We start from the raw sequence: 14,051 nt of genomic DNA, 5'->3' as shown, positions 1-14,051 counted from the left end.
TTGCGCAGGTCATGGCCCAACGCCTCGACCGGCCGACGCCGACCACCCAGCGCAGCCTGTTTGCCCAGGCGGCAACAAAGAGTCGCGGCGCCAAGGTCTGGTTCAAAGATCAATGGACGACCGGCATACCTGCCGACACCTACCTTCAGCAAGCGGTGCAGGGTGGGGCGCGGCCGCACAAGCGTTTCGAGAAGTCGCTGATCGCCCAAGGCCTGATGAAGTCCGGGCAGTACGCGGTGCCCAACCCCGACCTGTTGAACCAATACGGCAACGTCTCGCGCGGGGTAATGACCCGCATCCTGTCGGGCCTGGGCGCGGCCGAGGGCGGGCGCGGCTACCAGGCCAACGCCACCGGCAGCAGCCGCAGCACGCGGCCGCCTCGGCGGCGTGGTTCTGGCACTCGCGCGGGCTCAATGCGCTGGCGGAACGCGGCGACCTGGTCGGCATCACCCGCAAGATCAACGGCGGCAGCAATGGCCTGGCCGACCGCCAGGCGCTGTGGGAGAAGGCCCGCCAGGTGCTGGGCGTATGACCGGCCTGGACGGGCGCCTGGCGCTGTTGGTGCTGCTGCTCGGCCTGGCCGTCGGCGGTCGCGGCGCTTGGCTGTGGCAGGCGAACGCCTACGGCCAGCAGCTGGCCACCCAGGCGGCCGACTTCGCCACCGCACGTGACACCGCCGCGCAGGCCGCGCACAGCGCCCTGGAGCAGCGCCTGCAGGCGCAAAGCGGCACCCACTACAAGAAGATGCACGATGCACAAGAAGCTCGCCAGCGCCTGGCTACTGCTGATCTGCGGTTGTCAGTCCTCACTGCCTACCCCGCCGCCGCCGCAGGCCTGGTACATGGCGCCGCGCGCGTCGAACTTGCCCCAGCGCATGCTCAACGAATTCTCGCCATCACCGGCGACGGCGACGACGGATTGAAGGCGCTGCAAGCCTGTCAGGCTTACGTTCGGGAGGTTGTCGGCACCAATCATTCGAGCAGGTGATAGTCGCTTCTGCTGCGGGGGTCTTTTGTGGCGCCCCGGCAATTCGCTCCCGTGAACGGTGCGTTGCCCGGAAAGAAGATCAAGCCCTCTCGTTCAAATGCGAAGGCGAGAGCTTGCATGGTGACCTCGCGCAGCGCTTCGCCTTTCTCGATTCGAGCGATAGCCGACGGTGATACCTTTGATCGGAAGGCGAGAGCTTCAATGCTCCAGCCCAACATTGTCCGAGCCGCTTTGCAGTGTTCGTTGTGGAAACTCAGCGGCAAACTCTCAACCAGCTGCCTTAGTTCGTCGAGTTGTTCGCGCCTTGGCCGGTCGGGAAAATGGATGACGTCAGCGGTCATGGGGGTTCTCCGTTATCTGTATGTGCATACAGTATATGGGCTGACCTCATTCGTCCAAAGCAGGAGCGATATTGATTGGTGAGAATTGATGTCGGCAGAACGCCGGAGGGGGGAACTTGGCTGTGGCTACACCTTCTCGGTTTTACTGGGCGAAGGGGGCCCAAACTCGCCAAAACATATTGATCTGGATCGACGTATATGCCGCTAACGGAGCGGCCTGATGTCGATTTTTGACGCTTGCCGTACTGCTGGAAACCTGCTGTCGATTGCTCGTTGAACGGGGCCACCGAAATGAAAAAAGCTTCATGCTGTAACGGTTATCACGAATCCGTTCGTCGGTTCGTGCGGGGCAAAAAAAGACCCGCCATCGGCGGGTCGCAAGAGGGGTACAGAGCAACACACAACAATTCGTTCAGGCGATCAGGCAATCGGCCTGGAGCTGTTCGGCCAAGGCCTGGGCGGACGCCCGGGTCGCCAGTGGCCCGCTCACGGCTTCGCCGTTGCGCACCAGGTACCAGCAGGCCAGCAGCCCCTGCTTACGCAGTGTGGAAGGGACGGCGCTGCCGATGACGGACATGATCTGAATAGTGGCCATGGGGACCTCCTGTGAAACATGGCCCTACCTTACGCAGCAGCCGACGCGGTTTGAAATCAACTTGCTCAATAGTGCTCATCAGGGTTTTCAACGGTCACCAGCGTGGCGGGCCGTAATACACCGGCGGCGGGCCGTAGAGGCGATATCCCGGTGGGGGTGGCGCCGGTACGTAGTACGGCTGGTAGTAGACCGGTGGAGGCGGTGCCTGCACATAGACCGGCGGGGGGCCGTAATACACCGGCTGGCGCTCTACATAGACCGTGCGGTACTGGCCAGCGGAAACCGTGGCCCCGACCACCGCCCCGACCACGGCTGCACCGAGCAGCGGGCCTGGGCCATACCAGCCACCACCGCCACCGTGGGCGGATGCTTGCCCGCTGATGGCCAGGGCACCGACCAGCAGGGCGATTCCGGGGATGAGACGGTTCATGACGTTTCCTCGCAAAGAAACCCCATGCTTGGGGTCACGTTACTATGCGCCTGCGCTCTGTCAGCTGAGCACAGGGAAATGGTAAAGGTTGTGTAAGGGGCGACCAGTGGTGATCTCTGTTAGGCTGGTCAAACGTTTCAGTTATGAAAAAGGAGCAGTTCATGTCGACAACTCCGAGTAGAGATACCGTGTTGTGCATCTCCCTGGCGGGGCGGCCAGGCACATTTGGCGTGCGTTTTCATAACCACCTCTACCAGCAGCTGGGCCTGGATTACTACTACAAGGCAATGACCACCGACGACCTGCCGGCTGCAGTTGCCGGCATCCGCGCGCTGGGCATTCGCGGCTGTGGAGTGTCGATGCCTTATAAAGAGGCCTGCATGGCCTTGGTCGATGAGATCGACCCGTCCGCGGCCGCCATCGAATCGGTCAACACCTTGGTCAATATCGCTGGCCGGCTGAAGGCGTACAACACCGACTACCTGGCGGTGCGCCAGCTGCTCGAGCAGCATCGGGTCGACCCAGGCACTGCCTTCGCCCTGCGTGGCAGTGGCGGCATGGCCAAGGCGGTGGCCAGTGCCTTGCGCGACGCCGGGTTGCGCGAGGGTGTGATCGTCGCCCGCAACGAGCAGGCTGGCAGGCAACTGGCGGATGTCTGCGGTTATCGCTGGATGGCGGACCTTGGTGACCTGTGCCCGCCGATGCTGGTGAATGTGACGCCGATCGGCATGGCCGGTGGGCCTGAGGCCGAGCAGCTGGCGTTCGGTGAAAATGCCATTACGGCTGCCGAGCGGGTGTTCGATGTGGTGGCGATGCCGGCGCAAACGCCTTTGATCCGGCGGGCGCAGGCGTTGGGCAAGCCGGTGATTACCGGGCTGGAAGTGATTGCGCTGCAGGCCCTGGAGCAGTTTGTGCTGTACACCGGGGTTCGGCCGACGGCGCAGCAGGTGCAGGCGGCGGTGGCGTTTGCGCGGGATAAGTAGCTGGCTGTCAGGGCCCTATCGCCGGCAAGCCGGCTCCTACAAGAACCGGGTGCCGGCGAGAGGGCCTTGGCCAGTGTCAGAAGGCCTTGTGCCCCTTGTCCAGTTGCTCATCCACCAGGGCCCGGCCATGGGCCAACGACACATGCTGGGCATTCTCGAGGTCGGAGAAGAACTTCATCGGCATCGAGATACGCCTGCTGGTGTGCCCCTCGGGGTCGGTGATCAGGCAGCCGGCGGCATAGGGCAGGGGAGAGTCGGGATGGGGCATCACACTGGCGGTGATGGTGTGCTTGCGGTATTCACAGTGAAGAGATTGCATCGTCCTTACCTCGCTGTGGCGCGTATGAAGCGGTTACCTTCATATACCACAGCGAGGGCCCGGAAGTTCCCCGGCCGACGAGCGCGACCGGGCAGGGTTCAGCCCTTGAGCTCGGCAGGTTGGATCACTTCGACCCAGTAGCCGTCCGGGTCCTTGATAAAGGCCAGGTGGTTCATCCGCCCGTCTGCCAGGCGCTTCTGGAACGGCACGTCCAGTTCTTCGAAGCGGGCGCAGGCAGCACGCACGTCAGGCACCGAAATGCAGATATGGCCAAAGCCGCGCGGGTCGGTGTTGCCGTTGTGGTAGGCGAACTCGGGATCGTTCTCGGTACCGTGGTTGTGGGTCAGCTCCAGCACGCCCGGAATGGATTTCATCCACTGGTGACGCTCGGCGTCGTCAGCAGGGATCTGCGCCGGGTCGACCAGGGCCAGGAAGTAAAGGCTGAAGGCCGCTTCCGGGAAGTCACGCTTGTCGACCAGGCGGAAACCCAGCACGCGGGTGTAGAAATCCAGCGACTTCTCGATGTCCTTGACCCGCAGCATGGTGTGGTTGAAGACGAAGCGGGCGGTAGCGGTGTCAGGCTGGGCGGTAACGCCCGGCAGGGTTTGCAGATCGTGCAGGCTCATGGGTACTCCAGAGACGAGGCTGGCAGCGTGGCCAGCGGAACAGACAGTGGGCCATGATACGGCAGTGAAGCGATTGCGCAAATGAAAGCGCCCTGCACAAGGCAGGGCGCTGGAATTAGAGGCCCGCATGTGCGGGCGCGTGATGGGGTCGCTAGTCCTTTAGCTGTCTCGATACTGGGCCAGCGCTTGTGAAAAAAGTGTGAAGCTGGCGTTGATGTTTCATCAGCGTACCCAGCCTTCCACCGTGCCGGCACCGTACTGTTCTTTCCAGGCCTTCAGGCCTCGGTGGTTGCCACCTTTGGTTTCGATCAGCTCGCCGGTATGGGGGTTTTCGTACACTTTCACCACACGCGGGCGGCGTTGCTGCTTTGGCGCACTGGTGGTGCTGCGCGTCGCGGCTTTCGGGTCGAGGATGGCGATGATATCGCGCAGACTCTTGTCATAGCTTTTCATCAGGCCGACTAGTTTCTGCTCGAATTCGATTTCGCGTTTGAGGCCGGCATCCTTTTTCAGCGCCTCCAGTTGCGCCATTTGTTCCTGGAGCGCTTTTTCGGCAGCACGAAACTCTGCAAGTCTGGACACTGTAATCACTCCTGTACGTCTTCCGTGGCAGGGCGTGACGAACATTGAAGAGGGATAAACGCCGGCCACGCGGGTGGGTCTAACTGTTCGCTGACATCGAGTGTAGTCACTTGTCAGGCCCTGGTAAACCGCAAACTTTTTAGTGTGGCGCGGGAACTTTGCTAGTTTCCCGCACGGTAAATTCGGGCCATTTTCCGGGGGCTTTGCCTGGTTTTTAGACCATGGTCCAATGGCTTGTTGCAGAGCGGTTGCGGGATCATTTCAGATGATAGCTGATGATTGTTCGGCTATCCCGCATCCGCGCCGCTTTGTTCGGCGCGGATTTGTTTTTTGCCTTTCTTCTGGATGTTCCCTCGCATGTTTGCCCCTTTTCCTCTCGCCCCCGGGCGCCGTGTTGCCGGCCTGTTCCTGTTGTGTGCCGGTGCCCAGGTCCAGGCCGCCGGTTTCCTTGAAGACAGTACTGCCAAGGTCGAAGCGCGCACTGTCTATTTCAACCGGGACTTTCGTGACGGCCACAGCAGTTCCAGTCAGGGCGCGTCAAAGCGTGAAGAAGCGGCACAAGGTTTCATTCTGAATCTGCAGTCCGGTTATACCCAGGGCCCGGTCGGCTTCGGTGTCGATGCATTGGGCATGTTCGGTTTCAAACTCGATTCCAGCCCGGCAGACAGTAACAGCGGCTTGTTGCCTTCTTCCGGCCATGATCCACGCCACTCTGCCGATCAATACGCGAAGATGGGCCTGGCGGCCAAGGTCAAGGTTTCCAGGACCGTGTTCAAGTACGGCTCGACGATGCCGGATGTGCCACTGTTGAAGTACAACGATGGCCGTCTGCTGCCGACCATGTTCCACGGCGCCCTGCTGACGTCCGAGGAGCTGAAGGACTTCAAGCTCACCCTGGCCCGCTTCAATCAGTACACCGCACGGGACTCCAGCGACCGCCAGGATATTCGCGTGCATTGCAAGAACAAGCGTTATGCCTGCGACATCGAGGCGGATCACTTCGACCTGGCAGGCCTGGATTACCGCTTCAACGAGCGCTTCAGTGCCCAGTACCAGGTGGGCGAGCTGGACAACATCTACCGCCAGCACTTCCTCGGTTTCGTCGCCAACCAGCCGCTTGCCGTCGGCGGCCTTTCGGCCGACCTGAGGTTGATCAAGAGCGATGATATCGGCAACGCCCACGCTGGCGAGATCGATCATCGCGCCTTCAGTGGCATGCTCGGCTACAGCCTGGGTGGCCACAAGGTCAGTGCCGGCTGGCAGCGCATGTACGGCGAAAGCGCCATGCCTTACCTGGATGGCACCAACCCGTACCTGGTCAACTATGCCCAGGTCAACGACTTCGCCGCCGCTCAGGAACGCTCCTGGCAGCTGCGCTACGACTATGACTTCAAGGCCCTCGGCGTGCCAGGCCTGACGTTCTTCACCCGCTACATCAACGGTGATCACATCAAGGTCCCGGGCAGCAACGCCGAGGGCAAGGAATGGGAGCGCGACACCGAGCTCAAGTACCAGGTGCAGAGCGGCACGTTCAAGGATGTCAGCGTGCGCCTGCGCAACTCCACCTACCGCAGCAACTACGAGCAGTGGGCGCGGGACATGGACGAGACGCGGGTCATCGTCAGCTACAACTTCTCGATCTTCTGAGGTCGCTTTGCCAAACCCCGGCGGCCGGCCGACAATGGCCGCTGGTTCCCTTGCAGGGTCTGGCGATGAAAGAGCTGCTGCTGATCGGTATCGGCCCGGGTGATCCACGGCAGGTCACCTATGAGGCCGTGGAGGCGTTGCGCCGTGCCACGGTGTTCTTCGTGCTCGACAAGGGCGCTGACAAGGACGCGCTGGTAGGGCTGCGCAAGGCCATCCTCGAACGTTACTGCCCCGAGGCTGGCTACCGCCTGGTGCAAGTCGCCGACCCGCAGCGCGATGCCGAGGCCGCAGACTATGTGGAGGCCGTGCAGGACTGGCATCGCCAGCGCGCTGCCCTTTACGCCCGCCTGATCAACGAAGAAATGGGCGCCGAGGATATCGGTGCCTTTTTGCTGTGGGGCGAGCCTGGCCTGTATGACAGCACCCTGCGCGTGCTTGACCTGGTCCGCGAACGCGGGGTCGCCCTGCGCTTGCAGGTAATTCCCGGCATCAGCAGCGTGCAGGCGTTGGCGGCACGGCATCTGGTCCCGCTCAACCGTATCGGCGAGCCGCTGACCGTGCTGCCAGGGCGTCGCCTGGCCGAACTGGGGTCGCTCGACAACGTGGTGGTGATGCTCGATGGGCAGTGTGCGTTCGCGGCGCTCGACGACCCTGGGCTGGTGATCTACTGGGGCGCTTACCTGGGGACCGAGGACGAGGTGCTGATTGCCGGGCCTTTGCAGGCGGTGAAGGCGCGTATTCTAGAGGTGCGGGAGGAGGCGAGGGCGCGCAAGGGGTGGGTCATGGATACCTACCTGTTGCGGCGCGAGTTGTAGGCCTTCATCGCCGGCAAGCCGGCGATGAAGCCACCACGCTCTCAAGGCGTGCCCAGAATGCCCACCACCTTGTCACGCAGTTGGTCGATGCTGAACGGCTTGCCGATCATCTGCATCCCTTCCGGCACCTCGAAACTTTCGGCATAGCCACTGGCAAACAGCACCGGCAGCAATGGTCGCAGCGCGCGTGCCCTGGCGGCCAGCTCTTCGCCGCGCATGTCCGGCAGGCCCACATCGGTCATCAGCAGGTCCAACTGCTGGGCCGGGTCTTCGAGAATGCGCAGGGCGCTCGTGGCGTCTTGTGCTTCGATGGCCTTGTAGCCCAACTCGTCGAGCACTTCGACCATCAGCATGCGAACGATGTCGTCGTCTTCGACTACCAGAAGGTACATGGTTCATTTCCTGTTGAAAAAAGACGTGTCTCTATTCTGTGCACCGGGTGGCGGCAGAAGTTCCCGAGGATACCGACCATCACGTTGCGAGGGAACGATTCGTGCACGCCGCCTTCAAATACTGGCTAAATGCCCTGCCGAACCAGCCAAAGCTGGTTAGACTCGCTTGTTAACCGGTGAGCGCAGCGGCAGGCACGAACAGGCGTCGGCCGCCACACTGATCAATGGATTTTTTCGCTCGGGCGTTTTCAAATGATTCAAGCAGCCTCGATGGACCAACGAAGCTTCCGCAAGCTGTTGAGCCGCAACATTGGCCTGCCGCTGGGCGTAGGCCTGCTCGGCGCGGTGGCTTTCGTCGCGGTGATCAACTACCTGCTGTCGTCCATGCAATGGGTCGAGCACACTGACCGGGTGATCGGCAATGCCAACGAAACGGTCAAGTTGTCGATCGACATGGAAACCGGCATGCGCGGCTTCCTGATCACCGGCGACGAACGCTTCCTCGACCCCTACGAAGTCGCCAAACCGAAAATCTTCAGCAGCCTGCAAGGCCTGCGCGGCATGGTCGAGGACAACCCGCAGCAGGTCGACCGCATCGACCGCCTGCTCGCCTTGCAGCAGGCCTGGAACGAGTTCGGCAGCGAGATGATCGCCCTGCGCCGCAACGACGGCGACTACCGACAGGCTGTCAGCAATGGCCGGGGCAAGCGCATCACCGACGAGATCCGCAAGGAGTTCGACGACCTGGTCGGTGCCGAACAGCAACTGCGCACCGCGCGCAACGAGAACGTCAGCAGCGTCACGGTCACGGCCATCACCGCATTCGTGCTGTTCATCGTTGGCCTCAGCGGGTTGCTGGCCTACCTGGGGCGGCGCGACCTGATCGCCTTGTCGAGCAGTTACGATGACAACCTCAGGGCCCAGCAGCGTTCGGCCGAACGCCTGGAACACCAGGCCTGGCTACGCAACGGCCAGACCCAGCTTGCCGAGCAGGTGCTGGGGCAACTGACCCTGCCCATGCTGGGCGACAACATCCTGCGTTTCTTTGCCAGCTACTTGGGCAGCGTGGTCGGCGCGCTGTACGTGCGTGACGGCCACGGCCGGCTGGTGCGTGTCGCCAGCTATGGCCTGGATGCCGAGCAGCAAGCCCGCGAACAGGTGCTGGCCAGTCACGATGGCCTGCTGGCCCAGGTTGTGCGCGAAGGCCGCCTGCTGCGCCTTGAGGACTTGCCCGAAGACTACTACCGCCTGAGCTCCGGCCTGGGCAGCGGCCTGCCACGCAGTGCCCTGCTGATGCCGGCCAGTGATGATGGGCAGATCAACGGAGTGATCGAACTGGGCTTCCTGCGCCCGCTACAGGACCGTGACGACGCGTTCATGGAGCGGATCGCCAGCAACCTCGGCACTTCCATCGAAAGCGCCCGCTATCGCCAGCGCCTGCAGGAGGTGCTGGCCGAGACCCAGCAACTCAACGAAGAACTGCAGGTACAGCAGGAAGAACTCAAGACCGCCAACGAAGAGCTCGAGGAGCAGTCGCGGGTGCTCAAGGAGTCCCAGGCGCACCTGGAAACCCAGCAGGCCGAGCTCGAGCAGACCAACGAGCAGTTGTCCGAGCGCACCGACGCCCTGGACCGCAAGAACGACGAGCTGAGCCAGGCCCAGGAAGAACTGCAGGCCCGTGCCGACGACCTGCAGCGCTCGAGCAAGTACAAATCCGAGTTTCTCGCCAACATGTCCCACGAGCTGCGCACGCCGCTCAACAGCTCGCTGATCCTGGCCAAGCTGCTGGCCGAGAACGGCGAAGGCAACCTCAGCGCCGAGCAGGTCAAGTTCGCCGACTCCATCTACTCGGCCGGCAACGACCTGCTGAACCTGATCAACGATATCCTCGACATCGCCAAGGTCGAGGCCGGCAAGCTCGAAGTGCGCCCCGAGACCACCCAGGTCGAGCGCCTGGTCGAAGGCTTGCGCGGCATGTTCCTGCCGCTGGCCGAGCACAAGGGCCTGGGCTTCGAGGTCAAGATCGAAGGGCAAGTGCCGGCCACCTTGTACACCGACCGTCAGCGCCTGGAGCAGATTCTCAAGAACCTGCTGTCCAACGCCGTCAAGTTCACCGACCATGGCCAGGTCAGCCTGGGCATCAGCTACCAGGCCGGCACCGGTATCGTCTTTGCCGTGCGCGATTCGGGCATCGGCATCGCCGCCGACCAGCAGCAGGCGATCTTCGGCGCCTTCCACCAGGTCGATGGCAGCAGCAACCGCCGTTATGGCGGCACGGGCCTTGGCCTGTCGATTTCCCGCGACCTCGCGCACCTGCTGGGCGGGCAGATCAGCGTCGACAGCAGCCCCGGCCAGGGCAGCGTGTTCAGCCTGATCCTGCCAGAACGCTATGAAGCCGAAGCCGAAGAGGTCGAGGCACTGAGCCTGCGCCCGGCAGTCGACACCCTGCCACCGGCACCCAAGGCAGTCGCACCGACGGTGCCGAAGCTGCCGGCACCGAGCTTCGCCGACGACCGCGAGCGCGCGCCTTTCAGCAACCGTTGCATCCTGGTGATCGAGGACGAGCCGAACTTCGCCCGCATCCTCTTCGACCTGGCTCATGAGCTGGGCTACAGCTGCCTGGTGGCCCAGGGCGCCGACGAAGGTTTCGCCCTGGCGGCCCAGTACATCCCCGATGCGATCCTGCTGGACATGCGCCTGCCCGACCACTCCGGCCTCACCGTGCTGCAGCGCCTGAAGGAGCTGGCGGGCACCCGGCACATCCCGGTGCACATCATCTCGGTCGAGGACCGTGTCGAAGCGGCCATGCACATGGGCGCAGTGGGCTATGCGGTCAAGCCGACCAGCCGCGAACAGCTCAAGGAGGTGTTCGCTCGCCTGGAAGCGAAGCTGACCCAGAAGCTCAAGCACATCCTGCTGGTAGAAGACGACGACCTGCAGCGCGAGAGCATCGCCCGCCTGATCGGCGACGACGATGTCGAGATCACCGCCGTGGCCATGGCCCACGAGGCCCTGGCACTGCTGCGCGAGAACGTCTACGACTGCATGATCATCGACCTCAAGCTGCCGGACATGCTCGGCAACGAGCTGCTCAAGCGCATGACCGCCGAAGACATCCGCGCCTTCCCGCCGGTGATCGTCTACACCGGGCGCAACCTGACCCGCGAAGAAGAGGCCGACCTGCTCAAGTATTCGCGCTCGATCATCATCAAGGGCGCCCGCTCGCCAGAGCGCCTGCTCGATGAAGTGACGCTGTTTCTGCACAAAGTCGAATCGCAGCTGTCCCATGAGCGCCAACGCATGCTCAAGACCGCGCGAAGCCGCGACAAGGTGTTCGAGGGCCGCAAGATACTGCTGGTGGATGACGATGTGCGCAACATCTTCGCCCTCACCAGTGCCCTGGAGCACAAGGGCGCGATCGTCGAGATCGGCCGCAACGGGCGCGAGGCCATCGAACGGCTGGAGCAGCACGGGGACATCGACCTGGTGCTGATGGATGTGATGATGCCGGAAATGGATGGTTTCGAGGCTACCCGGCTGATTCGCCAGCAAGCGCGCTGGCGCAAGCTGCCGATCATCGCCGTGACCGCCAAGGCCATGAAGGACGACCAGCAGCGATGCCTGCAGGCTGGCGCCAATGACTACCTGGCCAAACCGATCGACCTGGACCGCCTGTTCTCGTTGATCCGCGTATGGCTGCCGCAACTGGAGCGAATTTGATTAGCGAACGCAACACCGACATCGAGATCCGGCTGTTGATCGAGGCGATCTACCTCAAGTACAGCTACGATTTCCGCGACTACTCCGGCGCTTCGATCAAGCGCCGGATCCTCCATGCGCTGCGCCAGTTCGAGTGCCTCACGGTGTCGGCCCTGCAGGAACGGGTGCTGCACGACCCGGGAATGTTCATGCAGCTGCTGCAGTTCCTGACCATTCCGGTGAGCGAGATGTTTCGCGACCCCAGCCACTTCCTTGCGCTGCGCAACGAGGTGGTGCCGCTGCTGCGCACGTGGCCGTCGATCAAGATATGGATCGCCGGCTGCAGCACGGGCGAGGAGGTGTATTCGATGGCTATCCTGCTGCGCGAAGAGGGCCTGCTGGAGCGCACCATCATTTATGCCACGGACATCAACCCACGCTCGCTGGAAAAGGCCAAGCAGGGCATCTACTCGATACAGAGCATGCGCGATTACCAAGAGAACTACCGCCAGGCCGGTGGCCGTCGGGACTTTTCCGAGTACTACACTGCCGCCTATGGCAACGCCATCATGGACAGCAGCCTGCGCGACAACGTCACCTTCGCCGACCACAGCCTGGCCACCGACAGCGTGTTCTCCGAGACTCAGCTGGTGTCCTGCCGCAATGTGCTGATCTACTTCAACAAGGCGTTGCAGGACCGGGCCCTGGGGCTGTTCCACGAGTCCTTGTGCCACCGCGGCTTCCTGGTGTTGGGCAGCAAGGAGTCGGTGGACTTTTCCGCTTACAGCGAGCGCTTCGAGCCGCTGGTCAAGCCAGAACGGATCTACCGCAAATCATGAACGGCGTGCAGGCGGTAGTGATCGGCGCCTCGGCCGGCGGCGTGGCGGCCCTGTTGCAGGTACTCGGCGGGTTGCCTGCCGGGTTCGCCCCACCGGTGCTGTGCGTGCTGCACCTGCCCGATGACCGCCACAGCCAGTTGGCCGAAGTGCTGCAACGGCGGGTGCATCGTCCGGTGGCTGAGGCCCATGACAAGGAGCCCATCGCGCCCGGCCAGATCTACGTGGCGACACCGAGCTATCACGTGTCGGTGGAAGCCGATTTCACCCTGTCGCTGAGCCAGGAGGACCCGGTGCATTTTTCCCGGCCGGCAATCGATTTCCTGTTCATGTCGGCGGCCGACGTGTACGGCGCCGGACTGCTCGGCATCCTGCTCACCGGCGCCAACGAAGACGGCGCCGAGGGCCTTGCCTACATCAAGAACAGGGGCGGCCGGACCGTGGTCCAGGACCCCCGCGACGCACAGGTGGCGTTGATGCCGGAGGCCGCCCTGGCCCTGCATCGGCCCGACCATATCCTTTCTCTGAGCGGTATCGAGCAGTTGCTCGCGACCCTGGAATCCAGCGCATGCCAAGCCCTACCACAGCCAAACTGCTGATCGTCGACGATCTGCCGGAAAACCTGCTGGCTCTCGACGCCCTGATCCAGGGCGAAGGCCGCGAGGTGCATCAGGCCCAGTCGGCCGAAGCGGCACTGTCGCTGTTGCTCGAGCACGAATTCGCCCTGGCGATCCTCGACGTGCAGATGCCGGGCATGAACGGCTTCGAGCTGGCCGAGCTGATGCGGGGTACGGAAAAGACCCGCAATATCCCGATCGTCTTCGTCACCGCGGCCGGCCGCGAGATGAACTACGCGTTCAAGGGCTACGAGAGCGGCGCGGTGGACTTCCTGCACAAACCGCTCGACACCTTGGCGGTGAAGAGCAAGGTCGCGGTGTTCGTCGACCTGTACCGCCAGCGCAAGGTCCTCGACCTGCAGCTGCAGGCCCTGGAGCACAGCCGCCAGGAACAGGCACTGTTGCTGGCCCAGTTGCAGGAGGCGCAGGGTGAACTGGAGCGCGCGGTGCGCATGCGTGACGACTTCATGTCGATCGTCTCCCATGAAGTGCGCACACCGCTCAACGGCCTGATCCTGGAAACCCAGCTGCGCAAGATGCACCTGGCCCGTGGCAATCTCGATGCCTTCTGTGCCGACAAGCTGCAGGCCATGGTCGAGCGCGACGAGCGGCAGATCAACAGCCTCATCCGGCTGATCGAAGACATGCTCGATGTGTCGCGCATCCGCACCGGCAAGCTGTCGCTGCGGCGCAAGTCGTTCGACCTCGGCCAGACGGTTCGCGGCCTGATCGAGAACTTCACGGCCCAGGCCACGGCGCTGGAGACGTCCATCGAGCTGCAATGCTGCGAGCTGCTGCAAGGGGAGTGGGACGAGTTTCGCATTGAGCAAGTGCTGGCCAACCTGTTGTCCAATGCCTTGCGTTATGGTGAACGGCGCCCCGTGCAGGTTCGCGTGTTCGCCCAGGACGGCATGGCCTGTGTGCAAGTGCAGGACCAGGGCATCGGCATCAGTGCCGCCAACCAGCGGCGGATCTTCCAGCAGTTCGAGCGGGTCGCGACGCAGCAGGCCAGCAATGGCCTGGGCCTTGGCTTGTACATCTCGGAGCAGATCGTCCAGGCCCATGGCGGGCGTATCCTGGTCGACAGCGAAGAGGGCAAGGGCGCTACCTTCAGCCTGCAATTGCCACTGGCGACGCAACCTGAGCAAAACGACCAGGCGCGGGCAACCTCTGCGTAAGCCT

16 protein-coding genes are annotated in these 14,051 nt (G+C 62.9%); 9 read left to right on the top strand and 7 right to left on the bottom strand.

Annotated elements, in window-relative coordinates:
* Positions 1-112: 112 nt before the first annotated feature.
* Both PPL01S_RS26035 and PPL01S_RS12895 read left to right on the top strand, forming a co-directional pair.
* Complete coding sequence (locus PPL01S_RS26035; protein WP_016392096.1) at positions 113-532, top strand: putative lysozyme; 420 nt, start codon at positions 113-115, stop codon at positions 530-532.
* Positions 529-987, top strand: coding sequence for a hypothetical protein (locus PPL01S_RS12895; protein WP_028625596.1), 459 nt, complete (start codon positions 529-531; stop codon positions 985-987). Before PPL01S_RS26035 ends, PPL01S_RS12895 begins: the two co-directional genes overlap by 4 nt.
* On the opposite strand, the gene PPL01S_RS12890 is transcribed toward PPL01S_RS12895, so the two are convergent.
* The 3 genes from PPL01S_RS12890 to PPL01S_RS12880 form a co-directional block, all read right to left on the bottom strand.
* Positions 972-1,328, bottom strand: coding sequence for a helix-turn-helix domain-containing protein (locus PPL01S_RS12890; RefSeq protein ID WP_028625595.1), 357 nt, complete (start codon positions 1,326-1,328; stop codon positions 972-974). The genes PPL01S_RS12895 and PPL01S_RS12890 overlap by 16 nt on opposite strands.
* Positions 1,329-1,740: 412 nt before the next feature.
* Positions 1,741-1,923 carry a hypothetical protein gene (locus PPL01S_RS12885; protein WP_028625594.1) on the bottom strand — a complete coding sequence of 61 codons (183 nt, stop codon included), beginning with the start codon at positions 1,921-1,923 and terminating at the stop codon, positions 1,741-1,743.
* Positions 1,924-2,017: 94 nt separating this feature from the next.
* Positions 2,018-2,353 (bottom strand): hypothetical protein, encoded by a 336-nt coding sequence (locus PPL01S_RS12880; protein ID WP_028625593.1) that lies wholly within the window; start codon positions 2,351-2,353, stop codon positions 2,018-2,020.
* Positions 2,354-2,514: 161 nt separating this feature from the next.
* On the opposite strand from PPL01S_RS12880, the gene PPL01S_RS12875 reads away from it, so the two are divergent.
* A complete protein-coding gene (locus PPL01S_RS12875; protein WP_028625592.1) occupies positions 2,515-3,336 on the top strand; it encodes a shikimate 5-dehydrogenase in 822 nt (273 codons plus the stop codon).
* Between the two features lie 76 nt (positions 3,337-3,412).
* Here the strand turns inward: PPL01S_RS12875 and PPL01S_RS12870 are convergent, their stop codons facing one another.
* From PPL01S_RS12870 to PPL01S_RS12860, 3 genes are all read right to left on the bottom strand, one after another.
* A complete protein-coding gene (locus tag PPL01S_RS12870; RefSeq protein WP_028625591.1) occupies positions 3,413-3,655 on the bottom strand; it encodes a hypothetical protein in 243 nt (80 codons plus the stop codon).
* Positions 3,656-3,753: 98 nt separating this feature from the next.
* The gene (gene gloA / locus PPL01S_RS12865) at positions 3,754-4,281 is read right to left on the bottom strand and encodes a lactoylglutathione lyase (RefSeq protein ID WP_016392089.1); all 528 of its coding nucleotides are present in this window, start codon (positions 4,279-4,281) and stop codon (positions 3,754-3,756) included.
* 222 nt (positions 4,282-4,503) lie between these two features.
* A complete protein-coding gene (locus tag PPL01S_RS12860; protein WP_028625590.1) occupies positions 4,504-4,863 on the bottom strand; it encodes a histone-like nucleoid-structuring protein, MvaT/MvaU family in 360 nt (119 codons plus the stop codon).
* A 357-nt stretch (positions 4,864-5,220) separates the two neighbouring features.
* Here PPL01S_RS12860 and PPL01S_RS12855 point away from each other — a divergent pair, with 357 nt between their 5' ends.
* Positions 5,221-6,510, top strand: a complete 1,290-nt coding sequence (locus PPL01S_RS12855) for an OprD family porin (RefSeq protein WP_028625589.1) — start codon at positions 5,221-5,223, stop codon at positions 6,508-6,510.
* Positions 6,511-6,575: 65 nt separating this feature from the next.
* Complete coding sequence (cobF, locus tag PPL01S_RS12850; RefSeq protein WP_016392086.1) at positions 6,576-7,325, top strand: precorrin-6A synthase (deacetylating); 750 nt, start codon at positions 6,576-6,578, stop codon at positions 7,323-7,325.
* A gap of 41 nt (positions 7,326-7,366) precedes the next feature.
* Here the strand turns inward: cobF and PPL01S_RS12845 are convergent, their stop codons facing one another.
* Entirely contained in the window at positions 7,367-7,717 is a 351-nt protein-coding gene (locus tag PPL01S_RS12845) for a response regulator (RefSeq protein ID WP_016392085.1), read from the bottom strand.
* Between the two features lie 252 nt (positions 7,718-7,969).
* Here PPL01S_RS12845 and PPL01S_RS12840 point away from each other — a divergent pair, with 252 nt between their 5' ends.
* Genes PPL01S_RS12840 through PPL01S_RS12825 form a run of 4 tightly spaced genes read left to right on the top strand, consistent with a single transcriptional unit; the run spans position 7,970 to position 14,047 of the window.
* Complete coding sequence (locus PPL01S_RS12840) at positions 7,970-11,437, top strand: response regulator (RefSeq protein WP_016392084.1); 3,468 nt, start codon at positions 7,970-7,972, stop codon at positions 11,435-11,437.
* On the top strand, positions 11,434-12,255 hold the full coding sequence (locus PPL01S_RS12835; RefSeq protein ID WP_028625588.1) for a CheR family methyltransferase: 822 nt from the start codon (positions 11,434-11,436) through the stop codon (positions 12,253-12,255). The genes PPL01S_RS12840 and PPL01S_RS12835 overlap by 4 nt, the downstream gene beginning before the upstream one ends.
* Positions 12,252-12,851 (top strand): chemotaxis protein CheB, encoded by a 600-nt coding sequence (locus PPL01S_RS12830; protein WP_016392082.1) that lies wholly within the window; start codon positions 12,252-12,254, stop codon positions 12,849-12,851. The genes PPL01S_RS12835 and PPL01S_RS12830 overlap by 4 nt, the downstream gene beginning before the upstream one ends.
* Positions 12,821-14,047 (top strand): hybrid sensor histidine kinase/response regulator, encoded by a 1,227-nt coding sequence (locus PPL01S_RS12825; protein WP_016392081.1) that lies wholly within the window; start codon positions 12,821-12,823, stop codon positions 14,045-14,047. The genes PPL01S_RS12830 and PPL01S_RS12825 overlap by 31 nt, the downstream gene beginning before the upstream one ends.
* Positions 14,048-14,051 lie beyond the last annotated feature (4 nt).

This window comes from Pseudomonas plecoglossicida NBRC 103162 = DSM 15088, from assembly GCF_000730665.1.
GTDB lineage: Bacteria > Pseudomonadota > Gammaproteobacteria > Pseudomonadales > Pseudomonadaceae > Aquipseudomonas > Aquipseudomonas plecoglossicida.
The sequence above is the reverse complement of the archived record's forward strand: the minus strand, read 5'-3'. Positions and strand labels throughout refer to the sequence as shown.